Annotated in this window: 17 protein-coding genes; 14 read left to right on the forward strand and 3 right to left on the reverse strand. The window is 64.4% G+C overall.

The window, feature by feature from the left end; genetic code table 11:
- Position 1: 1 nt before the first annotated feature.
- Positions 2–946, reverse strand: a complete 945-nt coding sequence (locus tag AB8717_RS16765; protein WP_443748455.1) for an FUSC family protein — start codon at positions 944–946, stop codon at positions 2–4.
- A 374-nt stretch (positions 947–1,320) separates the two neighbouring features.
- On the opposite strand from AB8717_RS16765, the gene AB8717_RS16770 reads away from it, so the two are divergent.
- The 9 genes from AB8717_RS16770 (at position 1,321) to AB8717_RS16810 (ending at position 15,824) form a co-directional block, all read left to right on the forward strand.
- Positions 1,321–1,920: an RNA polymerase sigma factor gene (locus AB8717_RS16770; protein WP_443748456.1), complete on the forward strand. Its 600-nt coding sequence runs from the start codon at positions 1,321–1,323 to the stop codon at positions 1,918–1,920.
- Positions 1,892–2,833: a FecR family protein gene (locus AB8717_RS16775; RefSeq protein WP_443748457.1), complete on the forward strand. Its 942-nt coding sequence runs from the start codon at positions 1,892–1,894 to the stop codon at positions 2,831–2,833. Before AB8717_RS16770 ends, AB8717_RS16775 begins: the two co-directional genes overlap by 29 nt.
- 133 nt (positions 2,834–2,966) lie before the next feature.
- Complete coding sequence (locus AB8717_RS16780; RefSeq protein WP_443748458.1) at positions 2,967–6,299, forward strand: TonB-dependent receptor; 3,333 nt, start codon at positions 2,967–2,969, stop codon at positions 6,297–6,299.
- A gap of 123 nt (positions 6,300–6,422) precedes the next feature.
- On the forward strand, positions 6,423–7,904 hold the full coding sequence (locus tag AB8717_RS16785; RefSeq protein ID WP_443748459.1) for a glycoside hydrolase family 28 protein: 1,482 nt from the start codon (positions 6,423–6,425) through the stop codon (positions 7,902–7,904).
- Positions 7,901–9,466 carry a glycoside hydrolase family 43 protein gene (locus tag AB8717_RS16790; RefSeq protein ID WP_443748460.1) on the forward strand — a complete coding sequence of 522 codons (1,566 nt, stop codon included), beginning with the start codon at positions 7,901–7,903 and terminating at the stop codon, positions 9,464–9,466. The genes AB8717_RS16785 and AB8717_RS16790 overlap by 4 nt, the downstream gene beginning before the upstream one ends.
- The gene (locus AB8717_RS16795; protein ID WP_443748461.1) at positions 9,463–11,019 is read left to right on the forward strand and encodes an MGH1-like glycoside hydrolase domain-containing protein; all 1,557 of its coding nucleotides are present in this window, start codon (positions 9,463–9,465) and stop codon (positions 11,017–11,019) included. The genes AB8717_RS16790 and AB8717_RS16795 overlap by 4 nt, the downstream gene beginning before the upstream one ends.
- 47 nt (positions 11,020–11,066) lie before the next feature.
- The gene (locus AB8717_RS16800; RefSeq protein ID WP_443748462.1) at positions 11,067–12,158 is read left to right on the forward strand and encodes a transporter substrate-binding domain-containing protein; all 1,092 of its coding nucleotides are present in this window, start codon (positions 11,067–11,069) and stop codon (positions 12,156–12,158) included.
- 226 nt (positions 12,159–12,384) lie between these two features.
- Positions 12,385–15,156: a PAS domain S-box protein gene (locus AB8717_RS16805; RefSeq protein WP_443748463.1), complete on the forward strand. Its 2,772-nt coding sequence runs from the start codon at positions 12,385–12,387 to the stop codon at positions 15,154–15,156.
- Positions 15,157–15,242: 86 nt separating this feature from the next.
- Positions 15,243–15,824 carry a Smr/MutS family protein gene (locus tag AB8717_RS16810; protein ID WP_443748464.1) on the forward strand — a complete coding sequence of 194 codons (582 nt, stop codon included), beginning with the start codon at positions 15,243–15,245 and terminating at the stop codon, positions 15,822–15,824.
- Here AB8717_RS16810 and AB8717_RS16815 read toward each other — a convergent pair.
- Positions 15,821–16,816: an adenosine kinase gene (locus AB8717_RS16815; RefSeq protein WP_443748465.1), complete on the reverse strand. Its 996-nt coding sequence runs from the start codon at positions 16,814–16,816 to the stop codon at positions 15,821–15,823. The genes AB8717_RS16810 and AB8717_RS16815 overlap by 4 nt on opposite strands.
- Before the next feature lie 42 nt (positions 16,817–16,858).
- Between AB8717_RS16815 and AB8717_RS16820 the strand changes: the two genes are divergently transcribed.
- The 5 genes from AB8717_RS16820 (at position 16,859) to AB8717_RS16840 (ending at position 23,779) form a co-directional block, all read left to right on the forward strand.
- Positions 16,859–17,761: an ATP-grasp domain-containing protein gene (locus AB8717_RS16820; RefSeq protein ID WP_443748466.1), complete on the forward strand. Its 903-nt coding sequence runs from the start codon at positions 16,859–16,861 to the stop codon at positions 17,759–17,761.
- Between the two features lie 125 nt (positions 17,762–17,886).
- Positions 17,887–18,906: a phosphogluconate dehydrogenase (NAD(+)-dependent, decarboxylating) gene (gene gnd / locus AB8717_RS16825; RefSeq protein ID WP_443748467.1), complete on the forward strand. Its 1,020-nt coding sequence runs from the start codon at positions 17,887–17,889 to the stop codon at positions 18,904–18,906.
- Positions 18,907–19,002: 96 nt separating this feature from the next.
- On the forward strand, positions 19,003–19,878 hold the full coding sequence (gene ku / locus AB8717_RS16830; protein WP_443748468.1) for a non-homologous end joining protein Ku: 876 nt from the start codon (positions 19,003–19,005) through the stop codon (positions 19,876–19,878).
- A gap of 3 nt (positions 19,879–19,881) precedes the next feature.
- Positions 19,882–22,470, forward strand: a complete 2,589-nt coding sequence (gene ligD, locus AB8717_RS16835; RefSeq protein ID WP_443748469.1) for a DNA ligase D — start codon at positions 19,882–19,884, stop codon at positions 22,468–22,470.
- Positions 22,471–22,777: 307 nt separating this feature from the next.
- Entirely contained in the window at positions 22,778–23,779 is a 1,002-nt protein-coding gene (locus tag AB8717_RS16840) for an SDR family oxidoreductase (protein WP_443748470.1), read from the forward strand.
- Positions 23,780–23,921: 142 nt separating this feature from the next.
- Here the strand turns inward: AB8717_RS16840 and AB8717_RS16845 are convergent, their stop codons facing one another.
- Complete coding sequence (locus AB8717_RS16845) at positions 23,922–25,943, reverse strand: response regulator (protein ID WP_443748471.1); 2,022 nt, start codon at positions 25,941–25,943, stop codon at positions 23,922–23,924.
- Positions 25,944–25,948 lie beyond the last annotated feature (5 nt).

Consider the following 25,948-nt stretch of genomic DNA (forward strand, 5'->3'; position numbering starts at 1 on the left):
CTCAAGCCCGGGCGGCTGATCCTGTCGCCCGGGCTTTCGACGTCATGGCGTCGAGCGCGATCAGGTCGCGCGCCAGGGATTCCAGCAGCCACGGCTCCGGTGCGGCTGCGTCGCCGAGCGGCGGCAACCGGCGGATCGCGCCGATGACCGCCTTCGGTTCGGAGCCCGTAATCAGCTGATCGCAGACCGCCTCGCGCGCCGCGCGGTCTTCGGGCGTCATGTCGGTGCGCCAATGGCTGCGGATCAGGATGCACAACGACTGTATGCGCCGCGTCACTCCGACGATCTTCGCCGAGTCGTGCTCGGTGTCCTTGCCGGGCTTGTGGTCCTTGGCTGCCTGGCCGATTTCCAGCAGGACCTTGCGCACCCGCCGGTCGACGGCGTCGTCACGGCGGAAGTCCGGATGCGGATTAAGCGCCGTCTTCAGCTGCGCCAGCATGTCTTTCACGACGCGCGCGGCCTTGCGGCCGACAACATGGTCGTGGCGCTGCGGCAGGACGATCATCGACACGACGATGCCGATCACCGCGCCCAGCGTCACCACGATGGCCCGCAGGGCGGCGACCTTCAGGTCCGGCGCGCCCGTCGACGCCGAGAGCAGGATCAGCGCCGAGATCAACGAGGTTCGGTAACTCTGGTCCCAGGCCGCCAGGATGCTGAGCGGAATCAGCGCGGCCAGCAGAAGTTCGTAATCGTTGAGGCCCGTATGTTTCAGCCACACTGCGACGAAGGCCATGAGAATACCGGTCGCCGTGGCCAGCAGGCGCAGCAGGCCGGCCTTGATGGCGCCCTGCGCATAGGGCCGCGTGACGATGATGGCGCTGAAGACGGCGCTGTAGCCATGCTCGAAACCAAGCGCCTGGGCCGCGCCATAGGCCAGCATCGCCGCCAGGATCAGCCGCAGTGCATAGGCGCCGTCCGGCCAGGTGAAGGTGGGGAGTTTCATGCGCCGCGCCGCCCTTTCTTGCACCTCCCCGTGCGAAGCATGGGGAGGGGGACCGCACGACTGAGCCCTTGCGTCAGCAAGGGTGAAGGAGATGTGGTGGTGGGGTTTCTTGCTTTCTTGCCAAACGCCGGTGCGTGAAAAGAAAGCAAGAAACCCCACCACCACCCTGCGCTAACGCTCCGGGCGGTCCCCCTCCCCATTTTCTGCGAAAACGGGGAGGTACAAGACGCCTACCACGCCCCTGTGACAGCCACAATCGCCGCCGGATAACAGCGGATTGTCAACTCCATTCCCATGGAGTAGTATCGAATTTCAGGAAATGAAAAACAAGCGGCGCAAAGCCGCCGATCCAGGACGGCATAGGGGGTTAAGGCATGACCAGACTGTCGGACGAGCGTGCCTTGTGGCTCTCCCGCCATGTCCTGCCGCACGAACCCGCCTTGCGCGCCTGGCTGTCCAAACGGCGTATCGCCGGCCTCGAAGTCGACGACCTGGTGCAGGAAACCTATGCCAGGCTTATCGTGCTTGAAAATGTTAGCGCTATCACGAACCCGCGCGCCTATGTATTCCAGACGGCCTACTCCATCCTGGTCAACCATGTGCGCCGGTCGCGCGTCGTGTCGTTCCAGACGGTCAACGATATCGACCAGTTGGGCGTGATGGCCGAAGAGGCGACGCCCGAGGATACGCTGATCGGCCGCGACGAACTTTACCGCCTGTCGCAGGCGATTTCCGGCCTGCCCGGCAAGATTCGCGACGTCTTCGTACTCCGCCGCGTCAAGGGCCTGTCGCAGCGCGAAGTGGCCAGGACGCTGAACCTGTCTGAAAGCACGGTCGAAAAGCATATGAGCCGTGGCTTTTTTTTATTGATGGGCGCATTTTCGCATGGCGGAAATGACCCGGTCCGTACGTCAAGGGCGTGGGGCACTAAATTGCGTACGACGAATGCCAAAAGAGACAGCCAGCAAGATTGATACCCAGGCGGCGGACTGGGCCGCGCGGATCGACCGTGCCCCTCTGACCGAAACCGAACAGGCCGTCCTCGACGCGTGGCTGGCTGAGGACATGCGTCACCTCGGCGCCTTCGGCCGTGCGCGCGCCATAGCCCTCCACTCCGAACGGGCCGCGGCGCTGGCGCCCGGCTACCGCGCACCGGAAAAAGCGCCGGCGCGCCGTCACATCCTGATGGGTGGCGCCGGCATGGCTGCGTCGCTGGCGGTCGCCACCATCGGCGGCCTGGCCTACGCCACGCGTGGCGAAGCCTACGCCACGCACATCGGCGAACTGAAGGTCGTTCCCCTGTCCGACGGCTCGGTCGTCAGCCTCAACACGCAGTCGCGCATTCGCGTCCATTATTCGCACGACCTGCGCGAAATCCACCTGGAGGACGGTGAGGCTCTGTTCGATGTCGCCCGCGACGCCCGCCCCTTCGTCGTGCGCGCCGGCGAAACCCGCGTGCTGGCGGACGCCACGGCCTTTACGGTCCGCCACCTCGACAGCCAGCCGGTACAGGTGACGGTCAAACGCGGCGCCGTATCGCTGCAAGCCGGCAACAGCACGCCGGTGCGCCTGACGACCAATATGCGCGCGGTCGAGACTGCACCGGAACGCATCGCCGTCGCCGCGATCACGCCGGCTGAAATCGACCGCGGCCTGGCCTGGCGTGAACAGCGCCTGGCCTTCGAAGGCGAAACCCTGGCCGACGCCGCCGGCGAGTTCCGCCGCTACAGCGACACGCGCATCGTCATCGACGATCCCATGATCGCGCGCGAGCAGATCACCGGACTGTTCCAGGCCAACGACCCCGTCGGTTTTTCGCAGGCCGTCGCCGCGTCTTTCGGGCTGCGCGCCGAGGTCGGCGACGGCGAGGTAGTTTTGCACCGCTGAGCGGGCTTAACGTAAAAAAAACGTAAAAATTCGCTCGCCGGCATAGTGGAAACGCATCGGCCCACGCGTCTAGCCATCGAACGTCCGCAACCGCATCATTCATAAAAACGCGGACGGGACAGGAGAGAAACGCATGCCAAACGTCCGGAAGTCCTATCTTCTCTTAAGCGTAGCCGCAGCCGGGATGCTGTTTGCCGCTCAGGCCTTCGCCCAGACCCGCACCTTCGACCTGCCGGCGGAACCCGCCGTCAAGGCGATCCCCGAATTCGCCAGCCAGGCGGGTATCCAGATCATCGCTCCAGCCTCGGGCCTCAAGGGCGTCACTACTCGCGCCGTGCGCGGCCAAATGGACGTGCACGCCGCCCTGTCGCAACTGCTTGACGGCACCAATCTCGAAGTCGCCGCCGACAGCGGTTCGGTGATTTCCCTGCGCATGCGCGATGGCGCCAGCCCGGCCGAGGCCGCCGCAGCGCCCGCCGCCGCCGAGGCTGTTCAGCCTGCCGAATCCCAGACCGTGATCGTCACCGGATCGCGCCTGGCCAATCGCGGCTTCAAGGCGCCGACGCCGGTCACCGTTCTCGACCAGCAGGAACTGAAGCTGACCGGCACGCAGAATCTCGACGTGCTGCTGACCGATACGCCGCAGTTCACCGGCTCGCAGCTCAACAGCCCGACGGCCAACACCGTCCAGGCCGGCCAGCCGATCGGCACGGCCACGCTGAACCTGCGCAACTTCGGCCCGGTACGGAATCTCGTCCTCGTCAACGGCCGCCGCTTCGCCATCACCGGCCCCGACTTCACCACCGACATCAACACCATCCCGCCCGCGCTGGTTAAGCGCATCGAGACGGTGACCGGCGGTTCGTCGGCCGTCTACGGCTCGGACGCCATCACCGGCGTCGTCAACTTCATCATGCGCGACGACTTCGAAGGCGTCGAAATGAACGTGCAGCGCAGCTGGGACGAACACACCGGCACGCCGACCTATTCGGCCGACATCACGGCCGGCGGCAATTTCGCGGGCGGCCGCGGCAATATCGTCGCCTCGCTCGACTACCTCAACCGCGGCGGCTATACGCGCGCCGACCGCGGCGACTGGGCAGGCACCTCGCTGGGTGACGGCTGCGTCACCGCTTCGTCGTGGAGCGCCACCCAGGCCGGCACCCCGCTGTCCGTCCCGTCGGGCCAGACCTGCGCCCAGGCCGGCGGCAAGCCGGGCCTGATCTTCTCGGGCTCGTCGACCGTGCCCAACGGCCGCATCGGCAACCTGCCGGTCGTCGGTTCGTCAGGCTCGACGCCGGGCCTCGACGCCGCCCTGATCGCGGCCGGCCTGCAGAACATGACGACGCTGGGCGCCATCTTCGACACGACGGGCAAGACCGTGCGCCCCTATGTCGCGCCGGGCGACGCCTACGACCTGGGCCCTCTGTCCTACATCGTGACGCCGCAGACGCGCTGGATGGGCAATATCTTCGCCCATTACGATTTCAACGCCCACGCCACCGGCTACATGGAAATGCACTATAGCGACAACGTCGCCAATGTGCAGATCGCCCCGACCTCGGCCAGCGGCAACTTCCTGGTCAATATCAACAACCCCTACCTGTCGCCGCAGATGCAGGAAGTCCTGCACCAGCTCGACGCCAAGGAGACGGGCACGACCAAGGTCACCGAAGGCAGCCAGACCCTGACCACCACGCAGAATGACGGCCTGGCGGTGTTGAACCTCAATCGCCGCCTGCCCGACATCGGCACGCGTTTCTCGTCCTCGGACCACTCGGTCGTGCGCTTTGCGCTCGGCGTGCGCGGCGACCTGGGCGACGTATCGCCGAACTTCCTGCGCAGCCTGAAGTACGACGTCTACTACACCTTCGCGCGGACCTCGGAATCGGACACGCAGTCGGGCTCGATCTCGCTGAGCCGCTTCCAGAACGCCATCCTGTCGCAGGGCGGCGCCGACCCGGTCTGTAATCCGTTCGGCCAGAACATGACGACGGCTTGCGCCAACGCCATCAGCATCACCTCGAACGCCGGCCTGCGCGCCGAGCAGCAGGTGTTCGCCGGCAACCTGACCGGCGAAGCCTTCGACCTGCCGGCCGGTCCGGTCGACTTCTCGACCGGCTTCGAATGGCGCTACGACTACGGCAAGTACATCCCCGACGTCTTCCTGGCATCCGGCGACGTGTCGGGCTGGAACGCGGCGCGCGCCACCAGCGGCTCAACCACCGTCAAGGAAGTCTACGGCGAAATCCGCGCCCCGATCCTGGCCAACCTGCCGATGGCCAAGCGCCTGAGCGTCAACGGCGCCTTCCGCTATTCAGACTATGACACCAACGGGGTCGGCGGCGTTTGGACCTATTCGCTGGGCACCGAATGGGCCTTCACCAGCGACGTGGCCCTGCGCGCCCAATACCAGCACGCGATCCGCGCGCCCAATGTCAGCGAACTCTATGGCGGCCAGGGCACCAACGGCCCGTCGGCGTCCGATCCGTGTTCCAGCCGCCAGCCCAGCGCGCAGCAAACCGCGGCCGTCAAGGCTGTCTGCGTCGCCACCGGCGTGCCGGCCAATCTCGTCTACGACGTCTCGGTGCAGCCGACCAACTTCATCACCCAGGTGCTGGGCGGCAATCCGAACCTGAAGCCGGAAACGTCGAACACCACGACGGTCGGGCTGGTCTTTACGCCGACCGCCATCCGCGGCTTGCAGCTCAGCGTCGATTATTACGACATCACTCTGAAGGACGCGATCGCGCCGCTGGGCGGGGGCAGCCTGCAAAGTGTATTAAACATGTGTTATAACGTGCTGCAGGACGCCAACAGCGTCTACTGCAAGGCCATCAACCGCGATCCCATCACCGGCCAGATCACGGCGCCGAACTATGTCACCACGACCAACGCCAATATCGGCGGCATCAAGACATCGGGCGTCGATATCGAAGGCCATTACAGCTTCTCGACCGACTGGGGCCTCCTGGGCAGCAGCCGTTGGGACATCGGTGAAAACTGGACCTATGTGAAGGAATTCGTCACGACGCCGGACCAGACCATGCCGTCGATCGTCAATTCCTGCGTCGGTGCCTTCGGCGCCACCTGCGGCCAGCCCATTCCGCACTGGAAGGGCACGACGCGCCTGACCTGGAAGACCGGCCCGCTGACCCTGTCGGCGCGCGCCCGTTACATCGGCAAGGTGACGGTCGACACGGTCGTCCTGGCGCAGCGCCAGGGCAAGACGGTGCCGGCGCTGGATACCCTGACCAACCCGGTCATCGACGCCCAGACCTATCTGGACCTGACGGCGACCTGGGACCTCAACAAGGCGGTGCAACTGACCGCCGGCCTGCGCAACGCCTTCGACAAGGACCCGCCGGTCCTCGGTTCGTCGCAGCTGCCGGCCGACAACACCATCCCGGCCACGTACGACGTCCAGGGACGCGTCATCTTCGTTGGAGCAAATCTCAAGTTCTGACTTTTTCTTCCTCTCTGGACCGCCCAGCCGGTTCAGCCATACTGCCCGGCCATTGCTCCCTGGTGGCCGGGCTTTTTTTCTTTTCGGTCACGCGGTACCATCCGCCAAAAATCGGAAACGCTCATGTCCAATCTGTCCCGCCGCACCTTCGGCATATCGCTGGCCGCCCTGGCCGTGGCGTCCTCGGCGCGCGCGCAGACCTGCGCGGTTCCGGACTGGGTCGCGCCCCTGCGGCGCGATCTCGAAGCCATGGCGGTCAAGCTGACGCAGCGATTGAAACCGTGGTCGGGACCGAAGCGCGTGATGACGCCCGAAGCGTTCGGTTACAAGCCGGGTACGCTGGCCACCACCGCCATCCAGAAGGCCATCGACGCCTGCGCGGCCAAGGGCGGCGGCACGGTGCGGCTGGCCCACGGCGACTATACCAGCGGCACGATCGTCCTTCGCGACAATATCCGCTTCGATGTCGCCAAAGGCGCGCGGCTGCTCGGCAGCCTGGACCTTAAGGACTGGCCCGAGCACGTGGCGAAACGCCGAACGGTCCAGGACACGAATATGGGCATGAACCAGTCGCTGATCTTCGCCGAAGGGCTGCGCAATATCGCCCTTTCGGGCGGCGGCACGATCGACGGACGCGGCGACAAGTTCAAAGGCAATGAGACCATCCACGGCACGCCTGGCCGGCCCTTCATCCTGCGCATCATCGACTGCAAATCCGTCCATATCAGCGGCCTGACAATGAAGGATTCGCCGTGCTGGATGCAGAACTATCTCAACTGCGACGACCTGTTGATCGAGGGGCTGACGATCGACAACCAGGCCAACTGGAACAATGACGGCATCGATATCGACGGCTGCCGCAATGTCATCGTGCGCAAATGCCATATCAGCTCGGGCGACGACGGCATCTGCTTCAAGGGCGCGGCGCAGGCGCCCGGCGAAAACATCCTGGTCGAGGACTGCACGGTCTTCAGTTCGTGCAATGCGCTGAAGCTCGGCACGGATTCGCAAAGCGTCTTCCGCAATGTGCTGGCGCGGCGCCTGACACTGGGCGGTCCGACCGAGGCCATGCGGCGCATCAAGGGTGTCGGTGCCATTTCCGGCATTTCGTGGGAGATCGTCGACGGCGGCCACGCCGAAAACATCCTGGCGACCGATATCACCATCAACAATGCGCGCAGCCCGCTGTTCATGCGGCTCGACGATCGCGGCCGCGTCCAGCCGGATCAGCCCAAGCCCGCACCGGGGACATTGCGCCGTGTCGTGTTCGAGCATATCCGCGGCACGGATAACGGTCCGCGCGGCTCATTCCTCATCGGCATTCCGGCGCGGCGTATCGAAGACGTCGTCATCCGCGACGTCGACCTGTCGCAGCGCGCGTCGTCGAAACCGCCGGTCGATGAGGCCACCATTCCCGAAATGTACAACCTCTATCCCGACGCCGAGATGCTCAAGGACTGGGGCAACGAAGCCCCAGCGTACGGGCTGTGGGCGCGCCACGTCGACGGCCTGACGCTGATCGATTTCAAGGTCAGGACCGACGCGCCTGATCCGCGCCCCTTTATCCTGGCCAAGACCGACGTGTCCCGGCTGTGTGGCGCATGAAGACGCTTCTGTTCGCCGCAGCCTTGCTTGCCGCCCCCGCCATGGCGGCCACACATACTTATACCAACCCGATCCTCTACGCCGACTATTCTGATCCCGACGTGATCCGTGTTGGAAAAGACTACTATCTGGTGGCGTCCAGCTTTCATTTCTCGCCCGGCCTTCCGGTCCTGAAATCGAGCGATCTGGTGCACTGGCGCATCGTGGGTCACGTCCTGCCGCGCCTCGACTTCTCGCCGTCCTACGACATGGTGCCGCCGTTCACCCTGACCGATGCGGTATCTAAGCCCGTCGGCAAGGGCCTGCGCTATGCCGGCGGCGTCTGGGCGCCCGCCATCCGCCACCATAACGGCCTGTTCTACGTCTATTGGCCGACGCCCGACGAAGGCGTCTTCATGGCGACGGCCAAGACCCCGGAAGGCCCGTGGTCGCGGCCGGTCCCTGTGCTGGCGGGGCTGGGCTACGAAGACCCCTGCCCGTTCTGGGACGACGACGGCCAGGCCTATCTGGTTCATGGAAAGGTCGGAGCCGGCCCGCTGATCCTGCACAGGATGAGCGCCGACGGCACCAAGGTCCTCGATTCTGGCAAGGTCATCGCCGAGGACAAGGTCAACCTGCCGGTGCTGGAAGGCCCCAAGCTCTATAAGCGCAACGGCTGGTACTATATCTTCGCGCCGATCGGCGGGGTCGACAAGGGCGGCCAGGCGGTCGGGCGCGCGCGTAATATCTACGGCCCCTACGAATGGAAGACCGTACTGGAAAAAGGCTCGACGTCGGTGCAAGGCCCGCACCAGGGCGGCTATGTCGAGACACCATCGGGCCAGGGCTGGTTCATCCATTTCAACTCGACCGGAGCGTTCGGACGCATCGACTATCTGGAACCCGTGCGCTGGCAGGATGACTGGCCGGTCATGGGCGATGACGGCCAGCCGGTCCTTAGCCACGCCGCGCCCGACACCCGCGCGTGGACGAACGACCGTTTGAAGGACTCCGATGAGTTTTCCTCGGCCAAACTCGGCCTGCAATGGGAATGGAACCATAATCCCGACAATGCGAAGTGGAGCCTGAAGGCGCGTAAAGGTTACCTGCGCCTGACCGCCGGCCCCGCCGAGCAACTGGTCCAGGCCCGCAACACCCTGACGCAGATTCTGCAAGGCCCGTCGTCTACCGTCACGGCGAAGCTCGATCTCAGCCATATGGCGGACGGCCAGCGCGCGGGCCTGGTGCTGTTCGGTGTCAAGCCGGTGTGGCTGGGCGCCGTGCGTGATGGCGGCAAGACGCATCTGACCTTCGCCTCGGCAGGCGTCGAGACGCCCGGCCCCGAGATTTCCGGTACGATACAGATCCGTGCCGAGGTTGCCGCCGACCAGACCGTGCGCTTCAGTTACAGCCAGGACGGCAAGGCGTTTACGCCGTTCGGCGATGCCCTGCCGCTGGCGCGCTTTTCGTGGTGGAAGGGGTCCCGGCCTGGCCTGTTCACCTATATCAAGGCGGCCAACGGCACCGACGTGCCGAACGGCTATGTCGATATCGACTGGGTGCACGTGGAGACGGGTAAATGATCGACCGTCGCTCGCTTCTGGCCGCCGGCGCAGCGGCCTTTTGGGCGCCTTCCGCCCGAGCTGAAACCGCTGGTGCCCCGCGCTTCACCACGACGAATGCAAGTTGGCAGGCCGCCTACGACAAGGCGCTCAGCGTGCTCGACGGCAACGTCCAGACCATGCCCCGCTATTCGCATCCGGTGCTGATCGAGGGCTCGGCCTATCAGGGTATCTGGATGGAATGCGGGCCGCATGAGTCGCTGGTCTACCGCAAATTCCGCCCCGATGTGGCCAAGTACAGCCATATGTGCTTCTTCGAGCTGCAACGCGCCGACGGCCAGCTGCCGTGCAACAACAAGGTCACCGAGACCGGCTTCGGCCAGATCCAGATGGTGGTGCCGGTCGCCGCCACGGCGTGGGAAATCGCGCGCGCCACCGGCGACGACGAATTGTTGAACGCGACCTATACCGCGTGTTCGATGTGGGACGCCTGGCTGCTGAAACACCGCAATACGCGCGGGACCGGCTTGACCGAGGGCTTCTGCACCTACGATACCGGCCACGACAATTCGCCGCGCTGGGCGGGCATTCCGGCGCAATGCCCCAACAAGGACGCCAAGCTTTTCCCTTCGGGCTATAATCTGCCGTGGCTGTGCCCCGACCTGTCGGCCACCACATATGGTGCGCGCAAGGCACTGGCCGACATGGCGAAGGCTTTGGGCAAGACTACAGAGGCCGACCGCTGGACGGAAAGCGCCGAACAGATGCGTGCGCTCATCCTGTCGAAGCTTTACGTTCCCGAAGACGCCGCCTTCTACGACCTCGATGCCAACAACCAGTTCGTCAAGGTGCGCGGCGACGTGCTGACGCGCATGTGCGGTGAGCATGTCGTCGACCAGAAGACGTTCGACGACCTGTGGACGCGGCAGATTTCCAAACCGACGGCCTTCTGGGCGCCCTATCCCCTGCCGTCGATCGCGCTCGACGACCCCAAGTTCGTGCGGCCGATCCCGCGCAATTCGTGGGGCGGGGCATCGCAGGCCCTGACGGCGCTGCGCGCGCCGCGCTGGATGGAACATTACGGCCGTCCGGCGGAATTCGGCCAGATGATGGACGCCTGGGGCCGAGCGCTGGTCGCAGACGGCACCTTCCGCCAGCAGATGGACCCGCTGACCGGCGTCTTCAACGCCGAGGACCCGACCGGTTATTCGCCGGCGGCCCTGGTACTGATGGACTATACCTGGCGGCTGGCCGGCATCGACGAAACGCCTGAGCATCTCCACTGGAATATCCGCCCCTGGCATCCGGCGGCGCAGGGCGCTGTCTTTGCGATGACGACCGACGCCGGCAAGGCGGCGGAGCTGCGCTACGGCAAGGACGGCGCGACCCTGACCGTGTCGGGAAAGGCTGTCGCCACCGTCGGCGGCACGGGCCGGATCACGACCGACAAGGCCGGGCGGCTGGTGTCGGCCACAGGCATCGACCTCAAGCCACAGACCATCACCCTCCTGGCGAACGGCCGAACCACCCGGCTTGCGCTCAAGCCGAACGGAACCCAATCCCTGACCGCTTGACAATTCCGGGCCACAGGCCGATGCAATCGCATCCGGGGAGGATTGCGATGCATAAAAAGCTTTTGGCGAAACTGCTGGCTGCCGTTTTTCTGTTGCTGTCGGTGTTTCCCGCCGCAGCGATGGCGCAGGGCCAGACGCTGAAGGTGGCGGTCCGCGTGCTGCCGCCCTTCGTCGAGCAGCAGGCGGACGGGCATTTCACCGGCTTCACCATCGACCTGTGGGACGCCATCGCCCAGCGCGAGCACTGGCAAACCCAGTACGTCGCCGTTCCCGACGTCAAGGCGCAGCTCGACGCCATCTCCTCCGGAAAGGCCGATGTCGGCGCGGGCGCCATCTCGATCACCGCCGAACGCGACCTGCAATACGACTTCTCGCAGCCCATGCTCAATGCCGGCCTGCAGATCCTGGTGCGCAGCGAGCATGCACCGCCCGAGGCGACGGCTTTCACCAGCCTGATGCACCTGCTGTTCTCGCCGGCCGTGCTGGTATGGCTCGGCATAGCCGCGGCGCTGACCGTCATCCCCGCCCACATCGTCTGGTTCCTCGAGCGCCGCCACCCGGAAGGCATGATCGCCTCGAAATCCTATTTCCCGGGTATCTTCCAGGCCTTCTTCTGGGGGTTGGGCACGCTGGCGACCCAGGCGGATTCCATGCCGCGCCACTGGGCGTCGCGCATTGTCGCCGTGCTATGGATGTTCACCAGCGTGGTCTTCGTCGCCTTCTACACCGCGACCCTGACCGCCAGCCTGACCGTCCAGCAGATCAAGAGCCAGATCAACGGCCCCGACGACCTGCCGGGCAAGGTGGTGGCGACGGTGGCCGGCACCACCTCGGCGGATTACCTGGCCGGCGCCGGCGCCCACGTGAAGCCGTTCGCCCACATCGAGGACGCGGTGAAGGCGTTGAACGACAAAAGTGTCGACGCCGTCGTCTACGACGCGCCGGTGCTGCAATATATCGCTACCCACGACGGGGCCGACAAGGACAGTGTCGCCGGTCCGGTCTTCCGGTCCGAGGACTATGGCTTCGCCTTCCATAATGGCAGCCCCCTGCGCAAGCCGGTCGACGCCACGCTGCTGACCCTGCGCGAGGACGGAACCTACGACAAGCTGAGCCAGAGGTGGTTCGGCAAGCAATAGGTCGGCGCCCTATCTGCGATGGGAAGGAGAATTACGGCCGCACCTGCGGCAAGCCCTTCACACGATTGACATTTGCCTTTGACAAACGCGCCCTTAAACATTTGTGATGTAAGATAATTACCTCGCAACCTTATTCAGGTACGGTTTTTGCAGGTGCGGGAAAGCAAGTGCGCCCTGTTACAAATTCCGACAGGCCGCAAAACGAGGCAAGGGTGGATTACCGAGCATGTTATTTACGAGCCCGGAACAATTGAACGTCGTCCTTGGCATCGCCACGGGCTTCTTTCTGCTTGTATCGCTGGGCCTCGGTGTTCTCGTGGCGAGCAAGTCGTTCAAGGTCAAGCAGTTCCAGGACCTGTTGTTCAAAGCCGAACGCAAGATCGACACCCTGGAACGCCGGATGTTCAACGTGCTGAACGCCGTGCCCGTCGCCCTGGTCGAAACCGACAATACCGGCAAGTTCACTTTCGCCAACAAGGCCGCCCACGCGCTTCTGGGCCGCAAGGACAATGAGCTGATCGGCCTGCGCTTCCATTCGGCCACCTGGGGCATCGCCTTCCCCGACGGCCGCACCATTCCCGCCGACATGCTGCCGATCGCGCGGACCCTGCGCGGCCAGACGGTCAAGGGCTTCCAGCACCTGATCGTCAACCACGGCAGCCACGACAAGATCCTGGTCAGCGTCACCTCGATGCCGATCATGAATTCCAACGGCGAAGTCATCGGCTCGACCTCGGCCATGGTCGAAATCGAAGCCACCGCCGGCGAAGGCGTCGACGACATCGCCGGCATCTGGCGCGGCCACTGGTTCGCCGCCGCCGCCGCCCCGTTCTGGGGCCTGGACCCCAAGGGCCAGATTCTCGACGTCAACACGGCGGCCCTCGACGCCTTCGACATGAAGCGCGAGGATGTGCTGGGCCAGAATTGGGCGCAGCTCTTCGTCGCCGACGCCGATTTCCAGACCGCCCTCGACTACCTCGGCGACAGCCAGGACGACACCACGCCCGACCATGCCGAGGCCGTGCGCCTGACGCTGAAAGGCGCCGAAGGCATCGAACGTCAGACCCTGGTCAGCGCCTGGGCCGTCCACAGCCACGAAGGCGGCGAACACGGCCTGACCGTCATGGCGATCAAGGACGACCGCCCCATTCTCACCGGAACGCCCCAACCGGAGACTCCCATGCCGGCACCGTCCGCTGCCTCGCTTACCGACGACGACGCCCAGGAACTGGAAGACCTGCGCAATTCCGAACGCGCCCTTGCGGCGCTGGGCGTCGGGGTCTGGCAATACGATCCCGAGGTCGACGCCATCATCGAGGACGAAGGCATGCGCCGCCTGATCGGCCGCGAGGAACCCGGCGGGCCGACCCTGATCTCGGACGAGGACCAGGGCCGCGCCGATGCCGAATTCACCCGCCTGCTGGCCGGCGACAGCATCGCCCTCAACATGGATATCCGCGTCGTCCACAAGGACGGCCGCGAACACTGGATCACGCTGAAAGGCCAGTCGACCCGCGACGCCGACGGCAACCGTCAGGTCTTCGGCATCGCCTTCGATTCCACGACCTTCCGGACAGGCCACGCCGAACCGGTCATCGAAACCACCGGCCTCACCGAGGCCGATGTCGAAGCTGCCAGGGCCGAGGCTGCCGCTGCTGCCCGCAAGGACTTCGAGGCCCGTCTCGAAGCTGCGCAAAAGGCTGCGGCCGAGGCGGTGGAGGCTGCGAAGGCCGCCGCGCCCGCACAGTCCGATGTCTATGGCTGGGCCGATGCGCCTCAGCCGGTGATCGTGAAAGAGCCCGATCCGGCGACGGTCGCGGAAAACGAGACGCTCAAGGCGCAGGTGCAGACCTTGCAGGCCGAAACCGAAGCCCTGCGCGCCAAGGCCGATGCGCCCGCGCCCGAACCCGTCGTGGTGATCGAGGCGGACGCCACCGTGGTTGCGGAGAACGAACAGCTCAAGGCCAAACTGGAACTGCTGAACGCGGAACTGCTGGACGCCAACACGGTTGCCGGTAACCTGAAGCGCGAAGTCGAAACACTGGAATCGCGCCCCGCAGCCGAGCCTGTCGTGGTGCGCGAACCCGATCCGGCCGTCGCCGCTGAAAACGCACAGTTGAAGGCGCGATTGGAAAAACTCGATGCCGAACTGGCCGATGCCGCCATGGCCGAGATCAACCTGCGTCAGAAGGTCGAAACGCTTGAAGCGCGCCCCGAACCGGTCGTCGTCGATACCGGCGTGTTCGAGGACCGCATCGCCACGCTGGAAGCCCAGCTCAAGGAAACGTCGGACGCCCGCAACGAGCTGCAATTGCAGCTGGGCGAAATCCTGCTGGCGCCGCGCATGGTCGAAACCACCGACCATCGCGATTCCCGCATAGAAGAGCTGAACGCCGCCCTGGGCTCGGCGCAGACCGAAAGCCAGGCCCTGGCCGAGGAACTGCGCACGGTCAAGGCGCAACGCGAAAACTATCTGGCCGAACTGCGCGCCATCGCCGAGGCGCCGGCCCCCAAGGCCGACACGTCGGAATGGGAAAAGAAGCTCAGCGAAGCCCAGTTCGAAATGAAGAAGTGGCAGGCTGCCTATGACGACGCCCAGGCGCGCCTCAACGCCCAGCCGGCGGTCGATATCGACGCGTTGAACGGCCGCTTCGAAGAGCTTCAGCACAGCCTGTCGCAATCGCTGGCGCAACAGGCCGAGTTGCAGCAGAGCCTGCAAATGGCGCAGGGCCAGCACGCCGAGATGCATGCGCGCGTCGAACAGCTCAACCAGGCTCTGTCGACCGCCCGGCGCTATGAGACGGTCGGCCGCCTGACCGGCGACGTCGCCCAGGACTTCGCCCAGATGTTGGGCGTGATCAACGGCGCGCTCGAAATCCTGGCGCGCCAGGGCGGCAACGAACAGGTCCAGCGCCTGTCGGAAGCGGCGCTTGCCGCCGGCCGCCGCGGCGAACGCCTGACGCGCCAGCTGCAGGCCTTCCAGTCGGAAGATTATTAAAACTCCGACACTCCTCCCCACCCTACGGGTAGGGAGGAGAATTCGCCCCTTCTATCCCCACCACTTTTCCTTTACGTTGCAGCGCAATGGCAAGGTTCAGTCTGAAATCGGAAGATGCGCGTCTGTGGGCGCTGGTCACCGCGACCGTGCGCCCGCGCGAAGCCCGTCCCGCGCCAAAACCCGAACCTCAGCCCGAACCGGAAACCGTACGCGTAAAGGGCATGGCCGAGCCCATGGTCGCCCAGCCGGTCAAGGCCGTTCCGCTGACGCCCTTCCGCATCGGCGACGCCGCCAAACGCCCCGCCGGCTTCACCCTGTCCTACGACAGCCCGAAGTTCGAACCGGACCCCATCGAGCCCCGCCGCAAACGCCGCCTAAGCCGCGAACGCGATCCGATCGAGGCCAGGCTGGACCTGCACGGCATGAATTCGATCGCGGCCGAGGCGCGGCTGAAAAGCTTCGTCGAACAGGCCTATGCCAACGACTATCGCGCCGTGCTGGTCATCACCGGCAAGGGCATGGCGGAAAACGGCATTCTGAAACGCAACGCGCCGGAATGGCTGGCCGATCCGAAACTGGGCCATATCGTCGCCGGCATCAGCCAGGCGCACGCCCGCCACGGCGGAACGGGCGCGCTCTATGTCGCCCTAAAACGGCGTCAGGCCTAAAGCAGGCCCTTCGACTTTGCCAGGTCACCCAGCTTGACATGCGGGCGTGGGCCGAAATGGCCGATGACTTCCGCGGCCGCCAGCGAACCCAGCTCGGCGCAGCGCTTCAGCTCCAGGCCGTGCGTCAGGCCGTACATGGCGCCCGCCGCATACTGGTCGCCGGCGCCCGTGGTATCGACCACGGCGTCGACCGGCGCGGCCTTGGCCATGATCGTGTCTTCGGGCGTGATGACCATCGAACCTTGCGCGCCGCGCGTGACGAACGACATCGGCACGCGGCCCCGGATATAGCCCGCCGCATGCAGGAAATCGTCGGTCTGGAACAGCGACAGAAGCTCGCCTTCGTTGGCGAAGACGATGTCGATATGGCGATCGATGAAAGCCAGCAGGTCGTTGCGCCAGCGGTCGACGACGAAGGTGTCGGACAGGGTGATAGCCACCTTGCGATGCGCGGCACGCGCAATCTGCGACGCCTTGGCAAAGGTTTCGCGGCCCGACGGCGAGTCGAAGAGATAGCCTTCCAGATAGACGATCTGGGACTCGCGGATGACGGCGGCGTCGAGGTCGTCCGGCGAGATCAGGGCGGCGGCGCCGAGATAGGTCGCCATGGTGCGCTGGCCATCCGGCGTCACATTGATCAGGCAGCGGCCCGTGTGCGCCGGATCGTTGGTCAGGTACGGGGTGGTGAAGTTCACGCCCATCTTTTTCAGGTCGCGGCTAAAGACGTCGCCCAAGGCATCGTGCGCCACCTTGCCGACATAGGCGCATTTGGCGCCGAACGATGCCGCGCCGGAGATGGTATTGCCCGCCGAACCGCCCGAAGCCTGTTCCGTATCCGCCATAGCCTCGAACAGGCTGGTGGCGCGGTAGGGATCGATCAGGGTCATGGCCCCCTTCACCAGGTCATGCGTGGCCAGGAAGGCGTCATCGCTGGCGGCCAGAACGTCGACAATGGCGTGGCCGACGGCGGTGATGTCGTAGGTGGGGTTCATTTAGCGGTTGCCTTATAGTTTCCGTTGTCGAATAGAGGCTGCATGACCAAGACGCTACTGTTTTTTACGCCCGATCCGGAAACGCCGTCGCATCACGGCCGCTGGCCCTATGTGCTCGACGCCTATCGCGAGGCCCTGTCGGGGCTGGACGTCGAGATCTTCGACGCCCCGTGGTCCGAGCCGCTGACGCGCGATTACGACCTGATCGTGCCGCTGGTCGCGTGGGGCTATCACAATGCGCCCGAGCGTTTTCGCGGTGTCATGGCCGATCTGAAAGCCCGCGAAAAGCGCATCTTCAATCCCGCCGACATCGTGTCGTGGAACGTCGACAAGCGCTACCTGCGCGACCTCATCGAGGCCGGTGTCCGCGTCATCCCGACGCGCTTCGTCGATCGCGTGAGCGAAGACCTGCTGAAGGAAGCGACCGCCGATTTCGGCGACACGCTGGTGGTCAAGCCGGTCGTGTCGGCCGGCGCCAAGAACACCCTCGTCTGGCGCGACGGCGACATGCTGGCGTTCGACGCCATCGAGGACAAGGCGGGCCCGCCAAAGGGCGAGGCCATGATCCAGCCCTTCATGCCGGCCATCCAGTCGGAAGGCGAATGGTCGCTGTTGTTCTTCGCCGGTGAATTTTCGCACGCCGTGCTGAAGACGCCAAAATCGGGCGATTTCCGCTCGCAGCCCGACTATGAAGCGCATCTTCGCACCCTGCCCCCGCCGCCCGAAGCCCTGCTGCTGGCGGCCGAGACGATCGACTTTATCGGCGCCGATCGCCTGCTTTACGCCCGTGTCGATATGGTACGCGATGCACAAGGTCGGTTCTGCCTGATGGAGCTGGAGCTGATTGAGCCGGACCTGTACCTGGCCTATGCCGACGGTGCGTCCGATCGTTTTGCCCATGCGGTCGAAATCGCCCTGTTTCAGGGCTGCAGCTGTCACAGCTAAGACGCGGTCGCAAAAGAAATGTCACAATCGGCACGCCTGACAGGCTTGCCAATTGGACAGGCGCGCGGCTATCAGGCATGTAACTCCGTAACAAAAATAAATTAGTACCGCCTGGGGATTGTGTGATGAAGTTGGGTATGATCGGCCTCGGCCGCATGGGTGCGAATATCGCGCGCAGGCTGATGCGCAACGGGCATGAGGTCGTGGTCTATGACCGCGACGCGGACGCTGTCGCCACCATGGCGTCGGAAGGGGCCATTCCCGCCACCGGACTGTATGACGTCCATAACCTGCTGGCCCAGCCCTCGAAGGGAGTTCTGGGTTTCGGCAAGTCGCAGCAGCCGGCCATCATGTGGGTCATGCTGCCGGCGGGCGGGCCGACCGAGCAGACGATCGCCGAGCTGGCCGACATGGGTACGCGCGGCGACATCATCATCGACGGCGGCAATACCTTCTACAAGGACGACGTCCGCCGCGCGAAGACGCTGAAGGCGCGGGGCATCCACTATGTCGACGTCGGCACGTCGGGCGGCGTCTGGGGATTGGAACGCGGCTATTGCATGATGATCGGCGGCGAGAAGGATGTCGTCGACCACCTCGATCCGATCTTCTCGGTGCTGGCGCCGGGCATGGGTGAGATTCCCCGCACGACCGGCCGCCAAGGCCGCGACGACCGTGCCGAGCGCGGCTATATCCACGCCGGTCCGGCCGGTTCGGGGCACTTCGTCAAGATGGTGCACAACGGCATCGAATACGGCCTGATGCAGGCCTATGCCGAAGGCTTCGACATCCTGAAGGGCAAGAATTCGCCGAACCTGCCTGAAGGCGAGCGCTTCGATCTCGACCTGGTCGATATCTCCGAAGTCTGGCGCCGCGGTTCGGTCGTCACCTCGTGGCTGCTCGACCTGACGGCCAGCGCGCTGGCGCGCGACGAAAAGCTCGACGCCTTCGGCACGCACGTGTCCGACAGCGGCGAAGGCCAGTGGACGGTCGAGGCCGCCATGGAGGAAAAGGTCCCGGCGCACGTGCTGACGGCTTCGCTGTATGCCCGCTACCGTTCGCGTGTCGAAGGCACGTTCGGCGAAAAAATCCTGTCGGCCATGCGCTTCGGCTTCGGCGGCCACGTCGAGACCACCAAGAAGTAGTTTAACCGCTTTCTTATCGGCCCCGTCCGGCCTCGCTTCGACTTTTTAGCGGCCTTGCGGCATCCCAATTGGATTGGTTTGCAGCGAGGACAGGTCATGGCGGCGCGGCCCTATTGGAGTGGAAATCTCAGGATGTCGCTGGTGACCCTGCCGGTGAGCGTCTATTCGGCTGTCAACCGGGCGCAGGCGGTGCCGCTGCACGAAATCTACCGCAAGACCGGCGAGCGCGTGCATCGCCTCAACGTCACCGAGGATGGCGACGAGGTTGAGCGCGACGACATCATCAAGGGTTACGAGGTCGAGAAGGGCCAGTACGTCCTGCTGGAACCGGACGAGATCGACGACCTGAAGATCAAGTCGTCGAAAACGCTCGACATCGCCCAGTTCGTCAAGGTCGAGGACGTCGACGACGTCTATTTCGACAGTCCCTATTTCGTCGCCCCGCAGCGCGACAGCGACGAGCAGACCTTCGCCGTCATCCGCGACGCCTTGCGCGGCAGCAAGACGATGGGCCTGGGCCAGCTGGCGATCGCCGGGCGCGAGCGCCTGTGCTGCGTCAAGCCCTATGGCAGTGGCCTGATGCTGATCACCTTGCGCTATGAGACCGAGGTCCGCGACGCCGACCCTTATTTCGAGGACATCCGCGAAAAGCCGTCGTCGTCGGAAGAGCTCGACCTGGCTGAGGAACTGATCAAGCGCAAGACGGCGAAATTCGACCCGGGCAAGTTCCACGACCACTACCGCGAGGCGCTGAAGGAGCTGATCCAGGCCAAGATCGAACACCGCGAGCCGGTCGCCGTCGAGGAGGAGCAGCCGCAGCCCAAGGTCGTCAACCTGATGGACGCCCTGCGCAAGAGCCTGGCGGAAAAGGAACCGGCGCCACGCAAACCCGAACCGCGCGAGCGCCCTGCCCGCAAAACGGCGGCGCCGAAGAAGGCGGCTTCACATTCCCATCGCAGAAAAGCGAGCTGAACCATGGCCGAAGGTGCCCCGTTATCGAAGTACAACGCCAAGCGCGACTTCACGAAAACAGCCGAGCCCGCCGGCAGGGTGGGCAAGACGCCAGGGCATCGCTACCTGATCCAGAAACACGCGGCGACGCGGCTGCATTACGATTTCCGCCTCGAACTCGACGGCGTTTTGAAATCATGGGCCGTGACGCGCGGCCCAAGCTTCAATCCCGCCGACAAGCGGCTGGCGGTCGAAGTCGAGGACCATCCGGTCGCCTACGGCGATTTCGAGGGCACGATCCCCAAGGGCGAATACGGGGGCGGCACGGTCATGCTGTGGGACGAAGGCACGTGGGAACCCATGGGCGATCCCGAGAAGATGCTGGAAAAGGGCGATTTGAAATTCCGGCTGAACGGCAAGCGGCTGAAGGGCGAATGGGTGCTGGCGCGGATGCGCGACCGGCCGCAGGACCACGGCCGCCACAACTGGCTGCTGATCAAGCACCGCGACGAATTTGCCAACGAGGATGACGCCGAGGCGTGGCTGGAAACCCAAGCCTCCAGTATCGTCAGTGAACGGACGATGGAGGAGATTGCCGAGGGCGACGACGTCTGGAAATCCGGGCACAAGACCAAGGCAAAGCCAGAACCCAAGGCCGAAAAGGCCACCGGCTCAAAAAAAAAGCCCACGCGCACGCCCGCATCGTCCGTCCCACTTAAATTCACAGAGCCGGAACTGGCGACCCTGGCCGACGGCGTGCCGGAAGGGCCGGATTGGCTGTTCGAGCTGAAGTTCGACGGCTACCGCGTCCAGGCCCTGATCGAAAACGGCAAGGCGCGCTTGCTGACGCGCAAGGGGCTGGACTGGACACCCAAGTTCGCGCCGATACCGAAGCTTTTGGAACGGCTTGGCGTAAGCTCGGCCATACTCGATGGCGAGATCGTCGCAGCCGACGCCAACCAGACGCACAGTTTCAAGACGCTGCAATCGGTCTTGCACGATGAAAACCGCACGGCTGCCCTGCAATATTACGTCTTCGACCTGCTGCACCTCGACGGCGAGGAGCTGCGGCGCCGGCCCCTGATCGAGCGCAAGGCACGGCTGGCCGCTTTGTTGAAGCCGGTCGATCTTCGCGGCCAGGTCGTCTTGTCCGAGCACTTTACCGAGGCCGATGACAGCCTGCTGGGCAAGGTCTGCGGCATGGGCATGGAAGGGCTGATCGCCAAGCGCGGCAATGCGCCCTATCGTCCCGGCCGCGGCGGCGACTGGCTGAAGGTCAAGTGCCACAAGCGCCAGGAATTCGTCATCGGCGGTTTTACCGAGCCCAAGCATGCCCGGCGCGGCGTCGGCGCCCTGCTGCTCGGCTATTACGAAGACGGCAAGTTCCTTTACGCCGGCAAATGCGGCACGGGTTTCGATGATGCGGACGGCGACGATCTGCGCAAGGCCCTCGACGGGCTGGTCGCGGAAGAGGCTTTCGAAGCCGTGCCGCCCGAAGTGCGACGCGAAGCCGTATATGTAACGCCGAAGCTGGTGTGCGAGATCGAGTTCACCGAATGGACGCCGGACAACCGCCTGCGCCACCCGTCCTTCCAGGGCCTGCGTGAGGACAAGCCCGCGAAAGAGGTCGGCCGCGACCGGCCCGTCCATACCCAGGACCTCGAAGCCGAACCCGTCAGGAGACGCCCCATGGCCACCGCAAAGAAGAGCAAGGGCGAAGAGGTCGGCGGCATCACCATCACCCATCCCGATCGCGTTATCTTCCCGGAACAGGGCATCACCAAGGTCGATCTTGCGCAGTACTATTTCGACATCGCCGACCATATCCTGCCGCATGTGGCGGAGCGGCCGATCTCGATGATCCGCTGTCCCGAAGGCATCGGCGACCAGTGTTTCTTTCAGCGCCACCTGGGCCAGGGCAATATCGCCCACGTCTTCGATACCGGCATCCACGTCAACGGCCGTAACGAAGAGTATATCATGATCAAGGACGTCGATGGTTTGGTCAGCCTGGTGCAATGGGGCGCCATCGAAATCCATCCGTGGGGCTGCATGGCCGCCGATCCCGATAAGCCCGACCGCATGATTTTCGACCTCGATCCCGATCCCGAGTCCGAGTGGCGCGACGTCATCGACGGCGCGCTGGATATCCGGGAGCGGATGCGTGAGTTCGGTCTGGACAGCTTCGTCAAGACGACCGGCGGCAAGGGCATCCACGTCGTGATCCCCATCACGCCGGAGTTCGGCTGGGACGCGATCAAGGCTTTTACACGCGCGGTGGCGCAGTCCATGGCGCACGACGATCCCAAGCGCTATATCGCCACGGCGTCGAAGGCGGCGCGCAAGGGCAAGATTTTCGTCGACTATCTGCGCAACGACCATACGGCGACGGCGGTCACGGCCTATGGCGTTCGCGCGCGTCCCGGCGCGCCGGTGGCCATGCCGATCGATTGGCGGGAACTGACGGTAGATCTGAAGCCTTCGGTCTGGACTCTGGAAACCGTTCCCGATTACCTGCGCGAGCGGAAGAATGATCCGTGGACGGATTTTTTCTCTTTACGCCAATCTTTACCGCGCGAAGTGTTGGAGGCATTGAAGATTCCGGCGGAGTAAGAGAAGGGAAGTGATCCACAGATTACACAGATTACGCAGATTATTCCGAGCAGACATCATTGCCTATGCGGGCGCCGCTACCGCGGCGCCGTCGACAGCGATTCCGGCGCGCTTCGCGCACTTATTTCTGTAGTCGCCGCGGTAGCGGCGCAGCGCGGGTGCTCGCAACGACCTCGGAAAAAATCTGTGTAATCTGTGTAATCTGTGGATCCCTTACCTTCCCTAATCCCGAAGCTATCGCGTCTTTACGGGGGCGTGGACTATTGCAAGGAGGGGTCGGGGCGCGTTTCGAGCAGAGAGCCCCCACATGTCACCTCCCGATACCCAGCACGATTACAAACAGCAAGGCGAGGCCACCGCAGAGGCGCAGCGCCGCATCCAAGAAGACCTTGAGCGCCGCGAGAACCAGCAGCCCAAGCAGGCGCAGCAGGGCGCCATGCAGGCTGGGGCACGCAAGTATCCGGAGCCGCCGCTGACAGGCCAGCACCTTGAGACGCCGGGTGTCGAGGCCGATCTGGCGCTCAAGCCGATGTACGACGCGCCTTACTACAAGGGGTCGGGCAAGTTACAGGACAAGGTGGCGATCATCACCGGCGGGGACTCCGGGATCGGCCGCGCCGTGGCAGTATTGTATGCGCGCGAGGGCGCCGATGTGGCGATCGTCTATTTGAATGAGCACCAGGACGCCGAGGATACCAAGGCGGCGGTCGAGGCCGAAGGGCGCCGGTGCGTTGTGATTCCGGGCGATGTGTCGGATCGCGCCTTTTGTTTCGAGGTCGTGAAGTCTGTGGTCGATGAGTTTGGCCGGTTGGATATCCTGGTCAACAACGCGGCATTCCAGTTGCATGTGATGGAGTTCGAGGATCTGACGCTCGAGCATTTCGACCGGACGCTGAAGACCAATCTCTATGGTTATTTCAACATGGCGCAGGCGGCGGCTCCGCATTTGCAGGCGGGCGGAGCGATCGTGAATACAGGGTCGGTGACCGGCATTCAGGGCTCGAAGAACCTGCTCGACTATTCGATGACCAAGGGCGGGATTCACGCGTTTACGCGGTCCTTGTCGGCGCATCTGATGCCGAAGGGAATCCGGGTCAATGCGGTGGCGCCGGGGCCGGTGTGGACGCCGCTCAATCCGTCCGACAAGGAGGCGCCTCAGGTGGCGCATTTCGGCGAGCAGGTTCCGATGAAGCGCCCGGCCCAGCCGGAGGAGATCGCGCCGGCCTATGTGTTTTTGGCGTCGGCGCAGATGTCGAGCTATATTACGGGTGAGATATTGCCGGTGATCGGCGGCTACGGCGGAAGCTGAGATAACTAACGGGGTTTGGGGCCTGCGGCCCCAAGCCTTTCCTACTCAATAAAGTAAGCCTCGCCCTTTCAGGCGAGGCTTACTTTATTGAAAAGACAAGGTTTGTGGGGTCACGGACCCCACACCCCATTTGCCATCCGAGCTACACGACCATGGCCTTCGACCGCCGCGCCCTCTCCAGCGCCGCCGTCAGCGTGGCCCGGTCGATCGGCTTGGTCAGATGCAGATCGAACCCCGCCTCGCGCGACCGCTTCTGGTCCTCCTCGCGCCCATATCCAGTCAGAGCCATCACATAGGCCCGCGCCAGACTCTTGTCCGCCCGGATCTGCCGGATCACCTGGTATCCGTCCATCACCGGCAGCCCGATATCGCACAGGATCACCTCCGGCCGATGATCGCGCGCCAGACGCAATCCCTCCTCGGCCCCGAACGCAATCTCCACCGCATGCCCGTCATGTTGCAGCAGCATGCCGAGACTCTCGGCCGCATCGCGATTGTCGTCGATGACCAGAATCTTGCGCACCGTCTCGCGCCGCGCCGGCTGTTCCAGACGCGTCTCAGGCAAGGCTACAGCCCCGATCACCGGCAAGCGGATTCGGAACTCCGCGCCCGTATTCAAACCCTCGCTGCGCGCCTCGACGCTGCCGCCATGCAAGGCCACCAGACCCTTGACCAGGGCCAGGCCCAGGCCCAGCCCGCCGCGCGACCGGTCCAGCCCCTGCTCCGCCTGCCGGAAAACGTCGAACACATGCAACAACATGGCAGGCTCGATCCCGATTCCCGCATCGCGCACGCTGATCCGCGCCATATGGTCGCCGTCGCGATCCAGCCGGACCGTGATCGTCCCGCCCGAGTGGCTGAACTTGTGCGCATTGTGCAGCAGATTCCCCACCACCTGCACCAGCCGCGTCGGATCGCCCTCGATCCACACGGGCTCCGAAGGCACCTCGACCGTCGCCATCATGCTGGAAGCCTCCAGCACGTTGCGATAATCCTCGACCGTTTGCCGCACCACCTGCGTCAGGTCGCAGCGCTCCTTGCGCAACAATATCTTGCCGTGGGCCAGCCGTGTCGCATCCAGCAGATCGTCGACCAGCCGGCCCATATGCTTGATCTGGCGCTCGATCGTCTCGCGCACCTGGCCCTGCCGCGCATCGTCCGGCCGCAACATGCGCTGCAATTGCAGGCAATTATAGATCGGTCCCAGCGGATTTCGCAGCTCATGCGCCAGCATGCCCAGGAATTCGTCCTTGCGCCGGTCGGCCTCCTGCACCTGCTCGAACAACATGATATTTTCCAGCGCCACGCCTGCCCGCGCCGCCAGGTCACTGGCCAGGGGCGAAACCTGCGCCCGCATCTGCCGCGACCCCAGCACCAGCACGCCCTCGGCACGGCCCTGCACGGTCAACGGCAGGATTTGCGCATAGGACATGACCCCGCCGACCACATCGGCGAACAGGCTGGGCCGCCCGTCGAGCATGACGCGGCCGACCGCCGGCTCCAGGCGGTCGATCACCGGCGGGCTGGCCACCAGGGTCTCGTCCGACGAAGCCCACTCGATACTGTCGGGATGATCACCGTTCTTGAACCACACCAGCGCCGCCTCGGCCATGTCCGGCACCGGCAGCCGCGCCAGGGTCCGCATGAAGTCCTGCCGCGTCCGCGCACGCGCCAGGTCTTCGCTGACCTTGGCCAGGAAAGCGAAAGTCGCCGCCTGGTCTTCGGCCGCCTCGCGGCGCGCCCGCTCCTCGGCCTGCGACGCCGCCAGCCGCTTCATGCGCGCCAGCTCGATAAATACCCTGACCTTGGCCTTCAAGACCGACGGCACCACCGGTGTCGGCATGAAATCCACGGCACCGGATTCGTAGCCCTGGATGATGTTCATCTCGTCGGTGAACGCCGTGAGGAACATGATCGGCGTCGATGCCGACTTCTTGCGCTTGCGGATCAAGGCCGCCGTCTCGAAGCCGCTCATTGTCGGCATGTTGACGTCGAGCAGGATGACGGCGAAGTCGTGTTTCAATACGAGTTTCAGCGCCTCCTCGCCCGAATTGGCCGTGATTAGGGTCTGGCCAAGCTCTTCCAGTATGGTCTGGTAGACCATCAGGTTGGCCGGCCGGTCGTCGACCAGCAGGATCTGCTCCGGTCCCGGATGGGTACTCATTGCAC

Source organism: Asticcacaulis solisilvae, from assembly GCF_052327315.1.
In the GTDB taxonomy this organism is placed as follows: domain Bacteria; phylum Pseudomonadota; class Alphaproteobacteria; order Caulobacterales; family Caulobacteraceae; genus Asticcacaulis; species Asticcacaulis solisilvae_B.